The sequence below is a fragment of the Cupriavidus sp. 05N39 genome (assembly GCF_056397325.1).
The window spans coordinates 100,904-119,870 of the sequence record NZ_JBFTNE010000014.1 but is presented as its reverse complement, the minus strand read 5'-3'; the positions used below and the strand labels follow the sequence as shown (position 1 = coordinate 119,870).

Genomic DNA, 18,967 nt, shown 5'->3' with positions numbered 1-18,967 from the left:
CCCTGACCGCTTGCCTACTGACGTGGGCCCGGAGTGCCACGTGCCGCGACCCGCGGCTCCCGGCCCACGAAGATGCGCGATGGCAGCACGAAGCCCCGCAGGGCCAGCATCTCCAGTGGTCCCTGGCCGACCTCGGTACGCGTCAGGTAGCGCACCGGATAGGTCAAGTCCGCCATAACAGGCACCTTGGCGCTGCGCGCGGTCAGACTGTCGGGATCTTCGGCGAGGGTCTGGCCATGCCCGTCGGCCTGGTTCTTGGCGCCTGGCTCTTCTGGCGCATCTGGCCTCGCCTGCCACGTCAACTGGTAGTTCGCGCTATCGACCGGCTCGATGTGCGCCTGCTCCAGCATCCGCACCAGTCCCCAGCGGCCGCCGAACTCGTAGTTCTTGTTGGTGCCCGCCGTCTCGGTCTGCCACTGCAGCCGGGTACCCGGGTCCTGCAGGTTGTTGCCCGGCCAGGTCATCGCCTGCCAGGTCTCGCGCTGGTTGTAGTAGTGCAGCTTTTGCCCATCCAGCGTCAGCACGGTGTCGGTCAAGCCCGGGGTTGGGATCGGCTTGAACTCGAAGCGGTACCGGGGCTCGCCCTGCGCCAGCAGGTGCGCCGCAATGCGCTGCAAGGTGTTGATCGCGTTGAGGAAGGCGGGATCGAAGGACTGTGCCTGCCCGCCGGTGGCTGCCGGCAGCCACTGATCGCCCTGCAACTCGAGCACGCCCGCCAGTTGCGTGCCGAGGAACGCGCCGATCAGTCCGCTTTGCGGGCGCAGGAAGCGCGCCAGTTCGGGCAGCGACGCATCGTTGGCGCTGTCGGCAAACGGATAGCGTCCGGCGAACGAGCGGCCCCACGTCATCGCGATGCTGTGCCGCCAGGCCTCGTTAAGGCTGGCCTGCGCCGGTTGCAGCACCGTCTGCGTCGCCTGCGAGATGGGCCGCACGAACAGCGTCTCGCCCATGCCCGCCCACTGGCTGCCGAGGCTGGCCGCCATCAGTTGGGCATAGGCCTGGGTGTCGGCGAGTTCCGAGCCCTTGCCCTGGAACAGCGCCTGCGCCATTTGCCGGGCCTGCGCGTCGGCATCGGCGCTGTTGCTGACCTGCTGCAGGCGCAGACGCAGCGCCGTTGCGCGGTCGAGGAACCGTTGCAGGCTCAGCTCACCGCTGGTGCCCGCGTTGGTGCCAGCATTGGCGCCGGCGGCTTGGCCCTGTGCCACCAGCCGCAGCACCGGGCCAAAGGCCGCTCCGAGCGGTCCCGCCGCGTCCGGCTTCGCCACCTCGGGTGCGGCCCCCTTCTTGCCCAGCAGGTCCTGCGCCTTGGCCACCAGCGTATCGGACAGCGTGTCCTTGCGCGCGCCGGCGCCACCCTGGTATTCGAGCGACTTCATCAGCGCGATCACCGGTGACTGGCGCGCGTCGGCCATCAGCTTGAGTTGATCGATCGCAGCCGGCAGGGTCGGCGCCGGTTCCCATTGCAGGCTGTTCATGAAGCCCTGCCAGCGCTCCGCGTAGTCGGCAAAGTACTGCTCGGTCAACGCCGCCTGTAATGCTTCGGCCGAGCGGCTCGCCGTCTGCTGCTGCGGCTTGCCGTCGGTCAGCACCCAGTCATTGGCGATTTCCGTACGCTTGGCGGCCTGCTCGATTGCGGGAACCACGTAGTCCTCATAGGCCTGCCGGGTAAAGACGCCGGGAACGATGGCGGCGGTCCGCACCAGCCCCCGGGTATCGGTGCCGGCGGTCAGGGACGCCAGGGTCTGGTCCGGATACTTGCTGCCACCGTTCTCACCAAAGGCTTGGATCATGCCCTGGTAGACAGTGGCCTCGGCGTTGCGCTCCCCGATCACGGCCAGCAGCGTCTGGCGTGCGCCGGCGACCAGTTCTGGCCGCGGCTCGATGCGCCAGGCCGGGTTGGCCTGCAGGTGCTGCGCATGGAACTTGAGCAGCCGCTCCGAGAGATCCAACTGCTCGCCCGGGGTAATTCGGGCATCGGTGGACCAATGCTGCACCAGTTGCGGGGTCAGGAATGCCGGCTCGGCGCGCTCGGGGTTGGCCAGCATCAGGTAGGACTTGAGCGCCTGGTGGCCACCCAGCGCCACCCGATTGGTTACCTCATCCAGCACCGTGGTCGGCAGTTGCACGAGATCCACCAGGGACGCCTCCAGATCCCGCTGCACGGGCGCGACGAGCAACTCGCGGCTGGCCTGCGTGTATGGCTTCCACAGCGCGGCTAGGACCGCCGGATCGCGATTCAGGCCAAAGCGGGTCAGGGGTACGTGATGCTGGGTGCGGTACTCGTAGCGTTCGATTTGCTGCTGTAAGGCGAGGAGCGCGCGCAGGCGGGCGGCCGGGTTGGGGGCCGACCGGATGTCGTTCACGGATTGTTGGGCGGCTTGCAGGTCCCGCCCGTTCAGCACGCCGGACACCAGCATGCCGGCACCCCACAGGCCGATAGCCGTCAGGCTCAGGATTGAAAACACCGTGACCGGGTGCCAGCCGGTCCGCCGTCCGGGTTGACGGCGGGCCGCATCGCCCAGGTACTGCCAGAGCGGCAGGTCGGCGCTGGTCGGCGCGCTCGCATCGGTGGCGGCAGGCCGTGGATACGGCGCGAAGACAATGCCGCCGACCGGGATGCGCCGGCGCCGCCCGCCGTTCAGGCCGGCAATCCATTCGGCGAGCGCCTTGCCGCGCGTGTCGAGGCACTGGGAAAGCTCGCCCATGTAGCGGTCGCGCTCGTTTTGCATCAGTTGCGCGACGCTGCGCTGCAACAGGCGGTCCCGCACCACAAGCAGCGCCTTCTCGATGGCTGCCTCATCCGCAAGACGCGGCAGTTCGCAACCGATGACCGGCGTATTGCCATTGGCGAGCGCGTCCGTCAGGGCCACATCGAGCAGGTAGACCGGGGCGGACCAGCGCAGCACCTCGGCGATGCGCGCCAGGCCAATACCGTAGGGATGGGTGACACGACGCTGTGCCGGCAGGTCTGCCGTGCCGTCGGTGGTCAGGACCACGGCGTCCACCGGACGGCGGCGGCGTAGTTTGTAGAGTTGCTTGAGCCAGTCGGCGTCCGGCTGGCCATTCTGCCCGCTCTTGCTCCATAGCAGCACCGCGTCGGGGGTGATCAGCCAACCCTGTTCCGCCAGGTCGGGCAACAGTCGGGCAATGGCAGCATCGTCGCCGGTGATCAACAGCCAGGGCTGGCGATAGCGCCAACGAAAACCGTGTCGCTGCTGCAACTCCTGGCGAAATGGCCCCAGCAGTCTTGGCTCAGATCCCTTCCGGTCACTGATGGCGAGAATGCTCGCTTGCGTCGTGCCAGCCATCTCCGATTTCCGAAGACTTAACCACTTGCTCAATGTATGCAGGGCATCCCACCAGCGGCCCAGACGATCCAACGACGCGACAATCGCCAGCACAATGGCGCCAACAGCGACCACTGATAGCCAGAAGCTCCGCGCTTCTGGCGTCTTGATATCAGCGTACTCGCCCCACATCCAGATGGCACCGGCGAATACCAGTGCGAGAACGAGTATCAAGGTGAGGTCGATCTGCAGCTTCTTCATTGTTCGGGAGATACGTTCATGCCCATGCTCTGAACTCAATCGGGATACTTGATGCCCTCACGCCAGTCGCACGGCGTTCTCAGACATCCATGTAAGACGCGTGCTGCGACGGTATCAGTCGAGGGCTTGGATCACACCGGCAGACACAGAGGTCATCGCTCAATGCGGCTTGTCGCCCGTCAGGCCCCGTCATCGACAGGCGTGGCCCGACACAAACGATCCGTCCCATCGTTTTGCAGGCTGGACACCACACCGGATCGCCCTCATAAGCCTGCTCGCGATCTCCCACCTTGTCGTCCCCATCCCCACCTTCAACGGTTCCACCAGAGGTTGTCGAATCACCCCTCGTGATGTCGTAACGTCTTATCAAAATCAGCTCCTTGTTTGCCATCTCTCGGCCTGTATCGATACAGGAACCCTCTCCAGTTCGTGCCTTGGCGACTCCGTCGCAAAATCAGACGAATACTGTGCGGTCAGACTGGCTCAGTCTCGCGCGATACCGAACGCACGACCGCAGAATCCACACCGTCAGGCTGGCCAGCAAAGACGATCTGACTTTGGACGTCACCGGATAGCGAACCCGCAGCGCAGGCTATCGCGAGCCAGGGTGCCGCAGCGCCAGCATGCCCGACGGTCTGGTCGAGGTCTGTAGGCCGGACGGTCAGCCCAAGACGCATGGCAGCCTCGCGCAACACCCCCGCCTGCGTTGCATCGAGGCCTGTCTGCCAACCACCGGGAATGTCCGCGGCAGTGACATCGCCCCATTTCACGGCATGCGACAAAGCGCCGTCGGACTGGTCGAACGGACCGCGTACCGGGCGATGCAGGGTTGCCTCAGACACCACATGGAGCCGGCCAGCCTGTTCGCCTGGCATGAGAAGAAGAGCGGCTCCCGCTTCCGTCGCGCCGACGGGCGGCGTCTTGCTCAGCACCGGATACAGTTGAATGGCGACAATCAATCTCGCCTCGCGCCCTTCGCCACCAGCAGCCTGATCAAGCCAACTGTCGAGAACATCGAGGCCGGCAGGCTCAGTCTCCTCGGCGAGGCGCATATCTCGAAGTTGACGTTTTCGCCAGCATTCTTGCCAGAGCGCCACATAATCCTTGCGAAGCAATCCTCCCGACACCCATAGACAAACACTAAGATCGACCCGCGAAGGCAAGGACTGGATGCGGTTGGCAAGATCGTCAAGCAGTTCCGAATACAACCATCGCGTCACCTTGCAATGACGGCGATCATCTGCCTCCTTTCCACCAGGATCAAGCGGTACGCCAGGCACCACCAGCCAGCGAGCCTTTGTAGGAGCGCCGTCTCTCGCGATCGGCTTTTGCGTCTCCAGCCTGACAGTACCTGCCCTTATGGCGCCAGTTGCGTTCTCGCTCTGGTCCGACGAAAAACGATGGGCCGCGCCGAGCAAGGCCAAGGGACGCGCAGCCAAGGCGAAGACGCACTCGTTGTACCTGCGGATCACTTCGTTGCGCATCAGAACGTCAAGTCTGTGACCCTCATGATAGCTATACCGGAACAGCAATATCGACGCAGGTATCCCCACCGGGAACAGGATCAGGGTTGCCCAGAATCTCCACGTGTGCGTGGGCAGATGCTTCGGCCATGACAGGAGGATCACGAATGCGCACGCCAGCACCATGACGAGAAACACGATCGCCCAGACTGGCCGCGATGGAGAATTGCCGGGCTCCGGTTCTTCCTTCGGCAAAAGCGAGAAATCAACAGCCATGGCATCCCGCGCAGCGCGGACCGAGATTGGATTTCAGTTCGTTCACTGTTCTGTTCTCCTGTTACGTTACTGGCTTTGAGGGATGTCAGAATCCGTTCGGACGCGGGCGCAAGGTTCGTGAGACCACGTCCCATAGCGCAACGGCCTCGCCCTCGGTCAGCGATGCCTTTTCGATAGGATCGCGTAGCACTCTATTCTCAGATCCAGTATCCATTTCCAAGATGACCAAGGGCGCTTGCGCACTGCCGATCCTGGAATTCGCCTCCAGCGCCAGATGGTGTCCAGGCACACCTCGCGTGGTTATCCCCGCCATCAGCCATTCCTCTGCCGGCAAGCCAGGCAAGTCCACCGGCCCCATTCGAATCGTGCGGCCCTCTCTTTCCTTGAGCGCCGCGTTGATGCTGTCGCCACGTTGCAGCAGCGTGGTTTGCTCTCGAATATCGGAATTCGTCTCCAGACCGACACTAACGTCGATCTTGTCATGCAGCACGAATTGGGTCCAAAGGTTTTCCGTGGCACCGGCCTTGCCCGGCAGGAACCCACCAAAAAAGCACACCCCGGGCTCGGACGGAATCTCACTTTCCGGACGGCCACGCACACGTTTCAGCAGGTCGAATACGCGGGCGCGCAGTTCCGGAACGATGTTCTTGGGAGTGATTAGCTCGACAAGCGAGTCGTTGGTTTGATCCGGGTTGGTGTAATCCCACCCCTCCGTTCTCATCTTGATCTGAAAGCCCCGGTCCCACTTGTAAGCTTCGATGACCCGGCTGGCTGGATGAGCAAGAACATCGCCCCGATGAATGAAATATCTTGTAGCTGCACCCGACACCTCACCGCTTGCATACAGGAACGGGTAAGCATCGGCACTCCTGGTACCTTTCAACTCCGCTTCGCGTGAGGTGACCTCCCGCTGAAACTGATCCTCCGGCATTGCCATCGCCTCAAGAGGAATCTGGTCCACCGTGAGGTTTCCAAACACAAACACATCAGCCGGCATGTCAATCAGGTAGCGTCCCACGCAGCGCGGACCGAGATTGGCTGTTAGTTCGTTCATGGTTTTTCTCTCCTCTTGCGTCAATGGCTTGGGCGGATTGCAGGCTGTCAGACATAGCGCGAAACATGCGATGGCCACCACGGTTGCTTTCTTCATGACTTGTAGGCCATCGAGGTCTTCGCAACGCCACAGGCAATCTTGGTGATCGCCCAAAGGGCAAAAAGCTGTTGGGACCTGTTCTTGTATGCACCTTCGTGATCGACGCCCGGATATGGCACACAAGCCTTGACTCTTCGGCCTGGGGCGGCGCCGGATCGGATTGGTACCGTGCCATCTCCGTTCTCGCCGGCCCCCTTCAAAATGAAGCTTGTCGCCAACGGTCTGCCGCCAGTGTGCTGGTGCACTGTCTGTTCGCCCTTCCCCGGATCGTGCAAGACCTGTCCGGCCGCGAGATCGTCAACTTTGGGATACGCATCGAACAGCCGGAGAGCACTGGAGATTCTCCGCTCCCAGACCACGTCGCCCCATGTCTTATGACCTGAATCGTCTCCATAGAATGCGTAAGTGGTTGCGTGGTRCTTCCCACTGATCTCCGCTTGGAATACTTTGACTTGACGCTCAATAAGATCCACAAATCCGATCCAGTCCCGATCAATCGTCGCCTTCTTCGGATCCAGCGGATTGATCAGCTTGTCATCGCAAAGGCCCCACCACTTGCCGCGGACGGTATAGATCTCCTTGTACGGGTCTGCCTTGGGCAAGCCGACAGTACTCTTTCCGTCCTTGAGCTTGAGCCAACCCATCCCGTACTCCGGGCTGGGCAACAACTGCAGGGGCCCGGGTGATTGCGCGAACACAGCAGTCATCTCCGCGGCGTTGGCGCCCAAGACGATCCCTTCCGGCATCTCCGTGCCGGCCTTCACCCGTTTATAGGCTGTAGCCGAACCCGTGGCGGGCATTACGCCGTGCACGATCCCCAGCACGTTCTTGTTGCCACCCATCAGTTCGGAGTAGTAGCGAGATACCAGGCCGCCCATCGAATGCGTCACGATGATCACGTAGTCGCACATATAGCCCTTGCTCCGGTAGTACGCCATGAACTCCTGGATCTTCCCGTCCAATCGCTTTGCAGACTCTGCATTCGATTGGAGCCAGTTGTAACCTACGGCATGCAAGGGGAGCTGGTATTTATAGGAGAGTGCCACCTCATTGTGGGTTAGCAACTCGACGCCAGGTGCATTGGCCACAAGGGTCTTCATCAGGCGCGCGCGCTCGCCCGTCTTGCACTGATCGGCGTCGTTGAGCGCATTCTCGAGCCAGGGTAGAAACGTGCCATAGCTCATGAAGCCGACCTCACCCCACCCGCGGCGCTTCAGTTCGGCATCGTTCTGGCGCGTGCCTTGCGGGATGGCTCCATCGGCATAGACCTGGGTTTTTTTGGGATCAAGGATCCGCTTTCGTGTATCCGGACCTCTGTTCGCCCACGCCTTCGAGACACTCCCCTTCCCGTTTACGAGCCACACGTGTTTTCCGTCATCACCCATCAAGTTCGTGCCCATCACACCTGGCACAAAGATCACGGGTATGATCCTGTCGGGCACCATGTGACATACGGCAATGCTGTCGTCGGACGGCGACATGACGGACGAGTAGTGCACCGAGCCATCATCGGCTATGGAGGGTGGGATAACGCGTTCAACGGTGGCCATACGAAGTTGCTCCGGTTTGCTTCTGCGTGATTGTGGTTGTGAGGTGCACTGCGCGCCAACGCGACTCATTCCGGATCGATGCGCAGGCGCAGTCCATCCACGAAAAGACTCTTCTGCAGCCCCGTCTTTCCTTCGGCATCGGTGGTGCCACGGATCACACTGCCGTCTTCGCGAATGATGGAGAACGTGCGATTGCTGACGGGYTGACCATCGAAGGGCCATCTGAGCATGTATTGCTCATCAAAATTGGCGTGCTTCCACGTATTCATCGATTCGGCGAGCGAAGCCGGCCCCTGACGGCTGTACGCGGCCGCCTTGATGGTCCGGTCACCGCGCGTGCCGTCCTCAATGCCCGTCGACGACAGGCGAAGATAGGAGCCACCGCACTTGAGCAGCAGCTCCTCCCTGGCCTCGATCACGACGCACCCGTTTGCACTGCTGATCGTCATGTTCTTGTCCGACAGCAGGCGCATCTCATCGCTCTGCGCCTGAATCTCGACCTTGCCCTTAGCAGCAAACAGCTTGATGCCGAGTTTCTGCGCGAACACGGACACCAGTTCGCCCGCCGCAACCGTAAAGCGCTTGAGTACGCTGATGTCGGCATGACCGCCAGCGGTGGCGATCAGGTTTTGAGCGGCCGTCAGTTGCAAGTCGGCACCCGAGGCCAGCGCCAAGCCCGCCGGTGCGCTGACAAGTATCCCGGCCTTCTTCAGCGCCGTCAGCGTATCGTTGAGCAAGGCTTTCTGCCGGTTGTAGTCCGCGGCCACCGCTTGTGCCGCGTTGGCGGCCGAAGCCAATGCTTCGCTCTGCTGAAGGGCTTGCTGCAGCAGGCTCTGCGCTGCCTCCATATCGAGTTGCTGACCGCCGGCGTTCGGCTGGTCATCCGCCGAAACGAACAGCCCCTTGCCGCCGCGAATCGCGCCCCAGCCAGAAGTACGCAGCTCGAACCCTTCGCCGCGCTTCTTGCGTTCGCCGTTGACCATATGCCCCAGGGTCAACTGGCTCTTGCCCGAATGCTCGGTGGAAAGCTGTACGTGTTCCTCGTCCTCCCAGTCTTCCAGTTCGACCTTGTTGCCGCTCTGCGTATGGATGACATTGCGCGACTGCAAGCGGTCCTGGTTGGTGATCAGGTCGACATGCTGGCTGTTGTGATGGAAATGCGCGATATACGGCTTGTTCGGATTGCCGTCGTGGAACGCAATCGCCGCCTCGGTCCCATCCAGCGCCGGGAAGTGAAAGCCCGTCCGGTGAGCCCCGGCAAATGGCTTGGCCGAACGCAGCGGTACGCTCTCGCCGCCTTTTGGCCATTCATCGAAATCCAGGTCGAAGCGGACCGTGTAGTGGCCCACCTGCGTCAGGTAGGCGTACTTGTACTGGCCCGGCGAGGTGATGCGCGCGCTCAGCGTGCCGTGGATCCGCGCCCATTTTTCTTCATGCAGCGGCAGCCGGAAATGCCGGTCGGACGGGATCGCCTTGTAGGTGTTACGGTAGGCCTGGTCGCGCGCGCCGCTGTGCCTGACCTCGATGATCACCTGCCCGTTGGGCGCATCCGGCAGGACCTCGTCCATGCGCAGGATGCGCCCCGAGTGTAGAGCCCGCACATTGCTCGCGCCCTCGTAGACCACCTGCCAGGCGATTGCTGCCTCGTGGCGCAACTGGGCCTCCCATTTGGCGCCGTCCTTGTCCAGGTGATGGCTCCCAAAGACATAGGACTCGCCATAGGTCGTCTTGCCCTTGCGGGCGATGTTCGCCTCGGCATGGATACGCTCCCAGGACTGCTCGGGGTTGTAGTCCGCGACGCGGACCGATTCCGGCACCGTCTGCGCGCGGGTCTTGAGATCGGTCACAGCCTCGGCGCCAGACTCCAGCCCCGCGGTTTCGCGGAAAGGCACCCGCAACTCCGGCAGATAAATGTAGTGGTCGATGTCGTCGCCAAATACCACCATCTCGCCGAACTTTCCCAGGGCGAAGYAGCTGTAGAGCCCTTCCTGCTCCATCAACAGGCGGATGTAGGCCCAGTCGGACATCTGGTACTGGAGGCGGAACTTGTGCTGCGGATACTTGCGGCGCGTCTTGAAGGAAAACTGATGACCTTTCAGGTCATGTCGCCGCAGGATTGCCTCAATGATCTGCGGGGCGGTCTGGTGTTGATAGACGCGGCTCGCGCGGGTGAGTTTCAGCCGTGCGACGAGCGGCTCGACCACGATCTCGTAGCTGCTGAAGTCATGAGTCTGCTTGGTCTGGCTGAAGCGCATGATGCAGCCTGCAAACTTGCGCGGCTCCGTCCCGTCTCCGGGATCGATCAGGAACGTCGCGTCCTTGCCGAGATAGTCGGCCCGCTCAAGCGGCAAGGGGTGCGTCAGCTGGATGGTGACGGTATAGGGCTCGCCCATGCGCTCCACCGCTTCGAATGACACCACCGACAGCTCGGCGGCGCTGGCCGTGCCGGGCACCTCGAGGAAGTAAGCCTGGCACCCGGTCAATCCCTTGAACGGCGCACTGCCGTATGTCCTCCGTTGTTCATCCGGATCCGTCATGGTTTCCGCTCCGTTGTCGGCGTGATCGATGCTGACGCAGGACTTTAAACGTCTTTTTATATGCCATAAATACCTTATATTCCGTTTTTGAAATTTAACATTTATTTAACATGAATTCGTACTGGTCCTATATCCATCACATGGACCTCCATGCTATTAATTTCGGCGAACTACCTTACTGATCGCTAACGAAAAAATTGGAAAATTCTTGAAATCAGTTGTGTGATTCCGCGCAGCGCCAAGCAATCGCGGGCAGGGCCTTCCAGTACTCAGCCGAGGCCGACTAGAAAGGAATGCGGGCGACAATGGACATATTCACATTCGGCGCGTTTGTGCTACGGCGACGGGATATTTGCAGCGATCGGAAAATAGGATGCCAACCGATGAATCAGAAGACCTGCGCCTGATGAGGCCACCCAGTCTTATCGGACAAGTGAGGCGCACCCATAAAATGAACCCAATGAAAAACCTGAGTATCATCAAGTACACCTTCGCCGTCATAGGTATCGCGTTGCTGCTTGGTGCAGTCGCCATCGGTCAGCACACGCGTTCATTCCTGTCGAACGCGGTGCGTGCGGACGGCACCGTCGTTGCCCTCGATGCACTGCACGACCGCGGTTCGACGACCTACAGACCAATCATTCGTTTCCAGACGCCAAGCGGGACCGTCGAATTCCGTTCCTCGAGTGGCAGCAACCCACCTGGCTACACAGTCGGCGATACGATCCCGGTACTGTATTCGCCGGCAAAGCCGAATGAAGCGACGCCCGACGAATTCTTCCCCCTTTGGGGGGCGGCAACGATAGTCGGTGGCATCGGCCTCGTGTTCTTCGCCATTGGCGCCACGATGGTCGTGCTGGCACGGCGCTCATCGCGTCGAGAAGCCTACTTGCGCAGCCGGGGCGTACCGGTCCAAGCACGCATCCAGGGCATCGAAGAGAACGAAAGCATGCAAGTCAATGGACGCACGCCCTACCGGATCACGGCACAATGGCTGGACCCGGCGACATCGCGAATCCACATCTTCTACAGCGGCAACATCTGGTTCGATCCGACCGACTATGTGACGGGTGAGCACATCACCGTCCTTTTAGATCGGAATAATCCGAAGCACTATCACGTCGACATTTCGTTCCTGCCGCAACTGGCAACCTGACACGCAAGCCAGGTAGCTGAACCACCCCTCTCCCCCGGCGGGGAAAGGAACTGACAGCCATCGTCATTGCCGACTGCTTTGACATGCCGTCGGCTTCTGTCGAGGCACGTTGCGCCCCTAAACATCGATCGCCGTATCCGACTTCACCTTCTTGCGCAACTCGAACTTCTGGATCTTGCCCGTCGATGTCTTAGGCAACGGCCCGAAGTACACCGCCTTGGGCACCTTGAAGCCCGCCAGCAGGGTGCGGCAATGGGCGATCAGTTCCTCGGCCGTTGCGCTGGCGCCATCCTTCAGCTCCACGAACGCGCAGGGCGTCTCGCCCCATTTCACATCCGGCTGGGCCACCACCGCCACGGCCAGCACGGCGGGATGGCGATAGATCGCGTCTTCCACTTCCACGCTGGAGATATTCTCGCCACCGGAGATGATGATGTCCTTGCTGCGGTCCTTGATCTTGACGTAGCCGTCTGGCGTGCACACGCCCAGGTCGCCGGTATGGAACCAGCCGCCGGCAAATGCCTCGCGCGTGGCCTTCTCGTTCTTGAGGTAGCCCTTCATGCAGATGTTGCCGCGGAACATGATCTCGCCGATTTCCTCGCCGTCCGAGGCCACCGGTTGCATGGTGTCCGGGTCCAGCACGGCCACCTCCGTCTGCAGGTGGTAGCGCACGCCCTGCCTTGCCTTCTTGGTGGCGCGGTCCTCTTGCGACAGCCCGGCCCAATCGTCCTGCTCGGCGCACACCGCGGCCGGGCCGTAGGTCTCGGTCAGGCCATAGACATGGGTCAGCTCGAAGCCCATTTCCTCCATCTGCGCCAGCACCGCGGCCGGCGGCGGCGCACCCGCCACCATGCCGCGCACCGGGCCGCGCAGCCCTTCGCGCCAGGCCGGCGGCGCGTTGACCAGCGCGGTATGCACGATGGGCGCGGCGCAGTAGTGAGTCACGCCTTCGTCGCGCATCAGGTCGAATACCAGCTTGGGCTCGAACTTGCGCAGGCACACATTGACCCCGGCGCGCGCCGCGATGGTCCACGGGAAGCACCAGCCGTTGCAGTGGAACATCGGCAGCGTCCAGAGGTACACCGCGTGCTTGGGCAGGTCCCACTCAAGGATGTTGGAGATGGCGTTGATGGCCGCGCCACGATGGTGGTAGACCACGCCCTTGGGGTCCCCGGTGGTGCCCGAGGTGTAGTTGAGTGCGATCGCATCCCACTCGTCGGCGGGCATTTGCCAGGCGAATGCGGGATCGCCGGAGGCCAGCAGGCTTTCGTAGTCGGTCTCGCCGAAGGGCTGCGCGTCCTGCGGGCCCAGTGCGTCCACCACGGCGACTACCTTCAGCCCCGGGATCTCGTTGGCGATCTGCCGCGCCAGGTCGGCAAACTCGGTGTCGGCCAGCAGCACCCTGGCCTCGCCATGGCGCAACATGAAAATCAGGTTGGCAGCATCCAGCCGGATATTCAGCGCATTGAGCACCGCCCCGGCCATCGGCACCCCGAAATGCGCCTCCACCATGGCGGGCGTGTTGGGCAGCAGGGCTGCTACGGTATCGCCCTTGCCCACGCCCAGGTTCGCCAGCGCGCTGGCCAGGCGCCGCGCGCGTGCATAGGTCTCGCGCCAGTTCTGGCGCACCGGGCCGTGCACGATGGCCAGGCGATCGCCATAGACCTCGGCGGCGCGCGCCAGGTAGTCGATCGGTGTCAGGGGAACGTGGTTGGCCGGGTTCTTGCCCAGGCCGGTATCGAAATCGCTTGGCATTGCTGTAGTCTCCGCATGCGCCGGCAGGGCCGGTTCCTTTCCACAGGATGAACCAAGCGCGGCCGGTCGCTGTTACTTTTCGCTGTGCAAGGCTATCATCGCACACGACGAAGCTCTGTCGTCCGGATGACAATGCCCGCGCCGGGCCAAGCCGAAATCATGTCCAGCCCGCCATCAGCCACACCCCAAGCGCTCACGCCCCCCTCTGCAGCCGCCACACAGCCGCCAGCATCCTCGCCGTGCACCGGGCATGCCGCCCTGCTCTCGGAACATGAATGGTTCGCCGCGCTCGCGCCCGGCCATCAGGCACTGGCGGCGCGGCAACTGGTCGTGCAGGACTTTGCCGCGGGCGCCTTCGTGGCGCATCGCGGCGAGCCTTCGCGCTACTGGATCGGGGTGGAGCGTGGCCTGATCAAGCTCGCGGTCTACACGCCGGACGGGCGCGGCTGCACCTTCTCGGGCGTGCCGGCGGGCGGCTGGTGCGAAGAAGGCAGCGTGATCAAGCGCGAAGCACGGAGATACGATGTGATCGCCATCCGCGACTCGCGCGTGGCGCTGGTGCCGGACACCGTATTCCACACCTTGCTGGCCGAGAGCCTGCCTTTTGCCAGCTTCGTGGTGCGCCAGCTCAATGAACGCATGGGCCAGTTCATCGCCACCGTGCAAAACGAGCGCCTGCTGAGCGTCGATGCGCGCGTGGCGCAAGCGGTGGCCCAGTTGTTCCATCCCGCGCTGTATCCGCGTACCAGCGAGGTGCTGGAGCTATCCCAGGAGGAGATTGGCCTGCTGACCGGACTTTCCCGCCAGCGGGTCAACCAGGCGCTGCGGCGGCTGGCGTCGGAGGGCATGGTGGACCTGTCGTACCAGAGCATCCGGGTGACGGATCTTGAGCGCCTGCGTCACTTTGGCTTGTCCGAACTGTAGCCAATGTAGCCAACGCGGCCGATGAAACCTTCCTTCGCCATCCCGGAAGCCACTGGCCTTGCGAACCCGTACAATGCGAGTTCGGCTTCGCGCCCCGCGCGTCGCCTGCCAGCCGGACCCTCCTGAACTTCGCATGGCCCTCGTCAGCAGAACCGATCTGCGCCTGTCCCGCTTGCGCTTTCCCTTCGCGGTGCGCGTCGACGCCCTGCGAGGCAGCGCGCGCCTGCGCGACGCCAACGCGCRGCGCGAGGTGTGGCCGGGGAATCCGTTCGTGGTCCCTGCCTTTTCATATTTCGATTGCGATTTGCTGCCGGCGCCCGGGCGCAGCGCGGTGATCACGCTGCGCGCGGTGCCGGACGACGCCTGTCCGCGCATGACGCTGGCCGCCACGCCGGGCGGCACATACCCCAGCCAGAAATACTGGTCGCGCGCCCTCGCCGGCGAGATGTTCGAACACCCCCGGCTGGCCTGGAATGCGGCACTGGTGGCCGAGCGCTGGCAGGCCACGCCGCGCCTGGTACGCGCACGCCTGTTCGCGGAAGGCGAATCGCTGCGCACCCTGCTGCGCGAGCAGCGGGTAGCGCATACGATCCACCTGCTTGCGATGGACAAGGACGCACCCCCCGAGTGGCTGGCCAGGCAAGTGGGACTGGCGGGCGTCGCTGCGTTAAGGGCCGCCTGCGCCAACACGCTAGGCCCCTCTGCCCTGAGCTTGCTGGCGGACAGAAACAGCCAGGCTGCCCCCGCCGGACTGCGTCCGGCATTCACGCTGGCGGCCTGAAGCACCGCGTCCGGCTTCACTGCATTGCGGCCTTCACGGCGCTTGTAAAAAACCTGCGGCGTTTGTAAAAAGCACTGGCCTGCCTGCGGTCCATAGTGCCCGGCATGTGCGGGGCCGTGAACATCGTGCCCTTGCCCGACTAGTGGCGGCAAAAGAAAAGCAAGGCCAGGGAGACGCGCAAACCGTTGCCAGCCGGTCCAATGCGGGGCGCACGCGATCTCGGGTGACCGGCAGGTGGCATGGATACCCGCAGCGTGGCACGCGCCTTGCACCCCTCCATTAACGCGGCATTCCGCCGCGCCATGGAGAGCACAATGGGACAGCAACAGCAACCCGGCCAAGGCCAGCAAGACCAAAGCAAGCAACAGCAGCAATCCGGTCAGCAAGGCGGCCAGTCCGGCAGCCAGGACCAGAAGGGCGGCCAGCAACAGCAGCAGGACCGTGGCCAAGGCCAGCAAGGCGGCCAGCACGACAAGCAAGGACAACAGGGCCAAAAGGCCGACCAGGCTGGGCAGCAAAACCAGCAAGGCCAGAAAAGCGGCCAGCAAGGCCAGCGTTAATCACTTTGCCGGCATAACGAATTGGCTTGCGGCGGCAATCAAGGCCGCCGCCCGGCGCCGCCTCCGCGTGCTTGCGTGGAGGCGGCTTTTTGTTTGAGCTGGATTGAGGAATGGCCGGGCGACGCCATGGATCATGCTGACGCCTTACCTGCGGCGGCGGTTTACCTTGCTGCCGCAAACCGGCGCCGGATGGCCCTTGTCAGGCGGCATCCCGGGCAACGGCCTTCGCACCTTTTTCCTCGCTGGCCTTGCGCGCCTCCAGCAAATCCAGCGCCACGTCGACGATCATGTCTTCCTGCCCGCCCACCATGCGCCGGCGCCCGAGTTCRACCAGCACGTCGACCGTCTTCAAGCCATATTTGCTCGCCGCGGCCTCGCTGTGGCGCAGGAAACTGGAATACACGCCCGCATATCCCAGCGCCAGCGTTTCGCGGTCGACCCGCACCGGCCGGTCCTGCAGCGGACGCACGATGTCGTCGGCGGCATCCATCAGCTTGTAGAGGTCGCAGCCGTGGTTCCATCCCATGCGCTCCGCCGCCGCGATAAAGACTTCCAGCGGCGCATTGCCGGCGCCGGCCCCCATGCCGGCAAGGCTGGCGTCGACGCGGTCGCAGCCCTCCTCCACCGCCACGATGCTGTTGGCCACGCCCAGGCTCAGGTTGTGGTGGGCGTGCATGCCGGTCCGGGTTTCCGGCTTCAGCACGTCCTTGAAGGCGCGGAAGCGGTCGCGGACATCGTTCATGGTCAGCGCGCCGCCCGAGTCCACCACGTAGCAGCAGGTGGCGCCGTAGCTCTCCATCAGCTTTGCCTGCGCCGCGAGGTGCTGGGGCGTGGTCATGTGGCTCATCATCAGGAAGCCGACCGCCTCCATGCCCAGGTGGCGGGCGTACTCGATATGCTGCCGCGAGACGTCCGCCTCGGTGCAATGCGTGGCCACGCGGACGATGCGCGCGCCGGCGCCATAGGCGGCCTTGAGATCATGGACGGTGCCGATGCCGGGCAGCAGCAAGGTGGCGACCTTGGCATGGCTGACCACGCTGGCCACCGCTTCGATCCATTCCAGGTCCGTATGGGCGCCGAAGCCATAGTTGAAGCTGGACCCCTGCAGGCCATCGCCATGCGCCACTTCGATGGAGTCGACCCTGGCCTCATCGAGGGCCCTGGCGATCCGGACGGCTTGTTCGATGCTGTACTGGTGACGGACGGCGTGGCTGCCGTCGCGCAGCGTCACGTCGGAGATATAGAGTTTCTTCTGGTCTTGCATGACAGTCTTTCCTGATGAGCGGCCGCGTCAGGCGGCAGCGCGTTGGGCAAGCATGGCGCCGGCCATGCGCCTGGCGATGGTCAGCGCGGCGCTGGTCATGATGTCGAGGTTCCCGGCATAGGCGGGAAGATAGTGGGCAGCGCCCTCCACCTCCAGGAACACCGAAGTCTTGAGCCCGCTCACCCGCCCCACGCCCGGCACCACCAGCGGCGCATTGGCCGGGATCGTCTCGAACTGCACCTTCTGCTTGAGGCGGTACCCCGGCACATACTGCTGCACCTCGGCGGCCATGGCTTCGATCGACGCGGCGACCGCATCCTGCTCCGCCATCTCGCTCAGGCAGTAAACCGTGTCGCGCATGATGAGCGGCGRCTCGGCGGGATTGAGCACGATGATGGCCTTGCCCTTCCAGGCCCCGCCGATCGCTTCGATCGCCTTCGAGGTGGTCTCGGTGAATTCGTCGATATTGGCGCGCGTGCCGGGGCCCGCGCTCTTGCTGGAAATGCTCGCGACGATCTCGGCGTACAGCACGGGCGCCACGCGGGAGACAGCGGCCACCATGGGAATGGTGGCCTGTCCGCCGCAGGTGACCATGTTGACGTTGTGTGCGTCGAGATGGGCGTCGCCGTTGACCACCGGGATGCAGTACGGGCCGATGGCCGCCGGCGTCAGGTCGATCATGCGCAGCGACGGGCGCAGGCCGCGCAGGAACGCATCGTTCTTCACGTGCGCGCCGGCGCTGGTGGCATCGAACACGATGTCGATGTCGCCGAACACGGGCATGCGCGTCAATCCTTCCACGCCCTCGTGGGTGGTCGCCACGCCGAGGCGCGCGGCGCGTGCCAGGCCGTCCGATGCCGGGTCGATGCCGACCATCGCGCCCATCTCGATCTGCTCGCCGTGGCGCATGATCTTGATCATCAGGTCCGTGCCGATATTGCCGGAACCGATGATGGCTGCTTTCAGCTTGCGGGTCATGTCGTTCTCCTGTTGCTTGTTTCGCGTCATTCCACGCTGGCGCCGCTGGCCTTGACCAGCGGGGCCCAGCGCGTGCTTTCGCTGTTGAGGAAGGCGCCGAACTGTTGCGGCGTCATGGGCAGCGCTTCCAGGCCCTGGTCGGCAAACCGCCTGGTCACCTCGGGTGCCTTGAGCGCCTTGACCGCCGCCTCATTGAGACGCGCGACGATGGCATCAGGCGTGCCGGTCTTGACCACCATGCCGAACCAGACGCCGGCATCCAGCCCGCCAATGCCGAGCTCGGAGAGCGTGCGCACGTCCGGCAGCGAAGGCGAGCGGCGAGGCGCCGCGATGGCCAGCGGCTTGACCTTGCCGCCCTTGATCAGCGGCGAGGTGGTGATCACCGGGTCGAACATCATGTCGACCTGCCCCGCCATCACATCCTGCAAGGCCGGGGCCGAGCCCTTGTAGGCCACGTGGGTCATATGGCCGCCGGACTTGTCGGCGAACAGGCCGCCCAGCAGGTGCCCGATCGAGCCGATGCCCTGCGAGGCATAGTTCACGCCGTCTGGCTTGCTCCTGGATAGCGCCACCAGTTCCTTGACGGAATTGACCGGGCTGCCCTGCGGCACCACCAGCACGAGCGGCGACGAAGCCAGTGCCGTCACCGGCTTGAAATCCTTGAGCGGGTCGTACGAGAAATTGCGGTACAGACCAGGATTGATCGCGAACATTTCGGTGGCGGCCACAAACAGGGTGTAGCCATCCGCATCGGCACGCTTGACCGATTGCGCGGCGATCTGGCCGCCACCGCCGGGCCGGTTCTCGACCACGACCGGCTTGCCGAGACCGGTTTGCATCTGCTGCGCCATCTGGCGCGCAATCATGTCGGTCACGCCGCCGGCGGGGAACGGCACGACGATGGTCAGCGGCCGGCTGGGAAAGGTGTCGGCCATGGCGGGGGCGTTGGCGGCCAGGCCGACGGTCGCGAGCAGTGCTGCCAGGATGGGTTTTGCGTATTTCATGTTGTCTCCTTGTGTATT

General features: G+C 63.4%; 14 protein-coding genes. 4 read left to right on the top strand and 10 right to left on the bottom strand.

What is annotated here, in order from left to right; genetic code table 11:
- Positions 1-14: 14 nt before the first annotated feature.
- The 6 genes from AC1DN0_RS09715 to AC1DN0_RS09690 form a co-directional block, all read right to left on the bottom strand.
- Positions 15-3,548, bottom strand: coding sequence for an ImcF-related family protein (locus AC1DN0_RS09715; protein WP_441629753.1), 3,534 nt, complete (start codon positions 3,546-3,548; stop codon positions 15-17).
- Positions 3,549-3,627: 79 nt separating this feature from the next.
- On the bottom strand, positions 3,628-3,915 hold the full coding sequence (locus tag AC1DN0_RS09710; RefSeq protein WP_441629787.1) for a PAAR domain-containing protein: 288 nt from the start codon (positions 3,913-3,915) through the stop codon (positions 3,628-3,630).
- A gap of 106 nt (positions 3,916-4,021) precedes the next feature.
- Positions 4,022-5,287: a hypothetical protein gene (locus AC1DN0_RS09705; protein WP_441629752.1), complete on the bottom strand. Its 1,266-nt coding sequence runs from the start codon at positions 5,285-5,287 to the stop codon at positions 4,022-4,024.
- A gap of 85 nt (positions 5,288-5,372) precedes the next feature.
- Complete coding sequence (locus AC1DN0_RS09700; RefSeq protein ID WP_441629751.1) at positions 5,373-6,437, bottom strand: T6SS immunity protein Tli4 family protein; 1,065 nt, start codon at positions 6,435-6,437, stop codon at positions 5,373-5,375.
- A complete protein-coding gene (locus tag AC1DN0_RS09695; RefSeq protein ID WP_477145680.1) occupies positions 6,434-7,990 on the bottom strand; it encodes an esterase/lipase family protein in 1,557 nt (518 codons plus the stop codon). Before AC1DN0_RS09695 ends, AC1DN0_RS09700 begins: the two co-directional genes overlap by 4 nt.
- A gap of 65 nt (positions 7,991-8,055) precedes the next feature.
- Positions 8,056-10,527, bottom strand: a complete 2,472-nt coding sequence (locus AC1DN0_RS09690; RefSeq protein WP_477145679.1) for a type VI secretion system Vgr family protein — start codon at positions 10,525-10,527, stop codon at positions 8,056-8,058.
- A 373-nt stretch (positions 10,528-10,900) separates the two neighbouring features.
- Here AC1DN0_RS09690 and AC1DN0_RS09685 point away from each other — a divergent pair, with 373 nt between their 5' ends.
- Entirely contained in the window at positions 10,901-11,683 is a 783-nt protein-coding gene (locus AC1DN0_RS09685) for a DUF3592 domain-containing protein (protein WP_441629748.1), read from the top strand.
- A 117-nt stretch (positions 11,684-11,800) separates the two neighbouring features.
- Here the strand turns inward: AC1DN0_RS09685 and AC1DN0_RS09680 are convergent, their stop codons facing one another.
- On the bottom strand, positions 11,801-13,438 hold the full coding sequence (locus AC1DN0_RS09680; RefSeq protein ID WP_441629747.1) for an acyl-CoA synthetase: 1,638 nt from the start codon (positions 13,436-13,438) through the stop codon (positions 11,801-11,803).
- A 159-nt stretch (positions 13,439-13,597) separates the two neighbouring features.
- Here AC1DN0_RS09680 and AC1DN0_RS09675 point away from each other — a divergent pair, with 159 nt between their 5' ends.
- The 3 genes from AC1DN0_RS09675 (at position 13,598) to AC1DN0_RS09665 (ending at position 15,703) form a co-directional block, all read left to right on the top strand.
- A complete protein-coding gene (locus AC1DN0_RS09675) occupies positions 13,598-14,362 on the top strand; it encodes a Crp/Fnr family transcriptional regulator (protein WP_441629746.1) in 765 nt (254 codons plus the stop codon).
- Between the two features lie 133 nt (positions 14,363-14,495).
- Positions 14,496-15,143: an AraC family transcriptional regulator gene (locus AC1DN0_RS09670; protein WP_477145678.1), complete on the top strand. Its 648-nt coding sequence runs from the start codon at positions 14,496-14,498 to the stop codon at positions 15,141-15,143.
- Positions 15,144-15,457: 314 nt separating this feature from the next.
- Complete coding sequence (locus AC1DN0_RS09665; RefSeq protein ID WP_035871606.1) at positions 15,458-15,703, top strand: hypothetical protein; 246 nt, start codon at positions 15,458-15,460, stop codon at positions 15,701-15,703.
- 199 nt (positions 15,704-15,902) lie between these two features.
- Here the strand turns inward: AC1DN0_RS09665 and dmpG are convergent, their stop codons facing one another.
- The 3 genes from dmpG to AC1DN0_RS09650 are packed head-to-tail and all read right to left on the bottom strand — an operon-like array spanning position 15,903 to position 18,949.
- Positions 15,903-16,967 (bottom strand): 4-hydroxy-2-oxovalerate aldolase, encoded by a 1,065-nt coding sequence (gene dmpG, locus AC1DN0_RS09660; RefSeq protein WP_441629744.1) that lies wholly within the window; start codon positions 16,965-16,967, stop codon positions 15,903-15,905.
- Positions 16,968-16,994: 27 nt separating this feature from the next.
- Complete coding sequence (locus AC1DN0_RS09655; protein ID WP_477145677.1) at positions 16,995-17,945, bottom strand: acetaldehyde dehydrogenase (acetylating); 951 nt, start codon at positions 17,943-17,945, stop codon at positions 16,995-16,997.
- Between the two features lie 26 nt (positions 17,946-17,971).
- Complete coding sequence (locus tag AC1DN0_RS09650; protein ID WP_441629742.1) at positions 17,972-18,949, bottom strand: Bug family tripartite tricarboxylate transporter substrate binding protein; 978 nt, start codon at positions 18,947-18,949, stop codon at positions 17,972-17,974.
- Positions 18,950-18,967 lie beyond the last annotated feature (18 nt).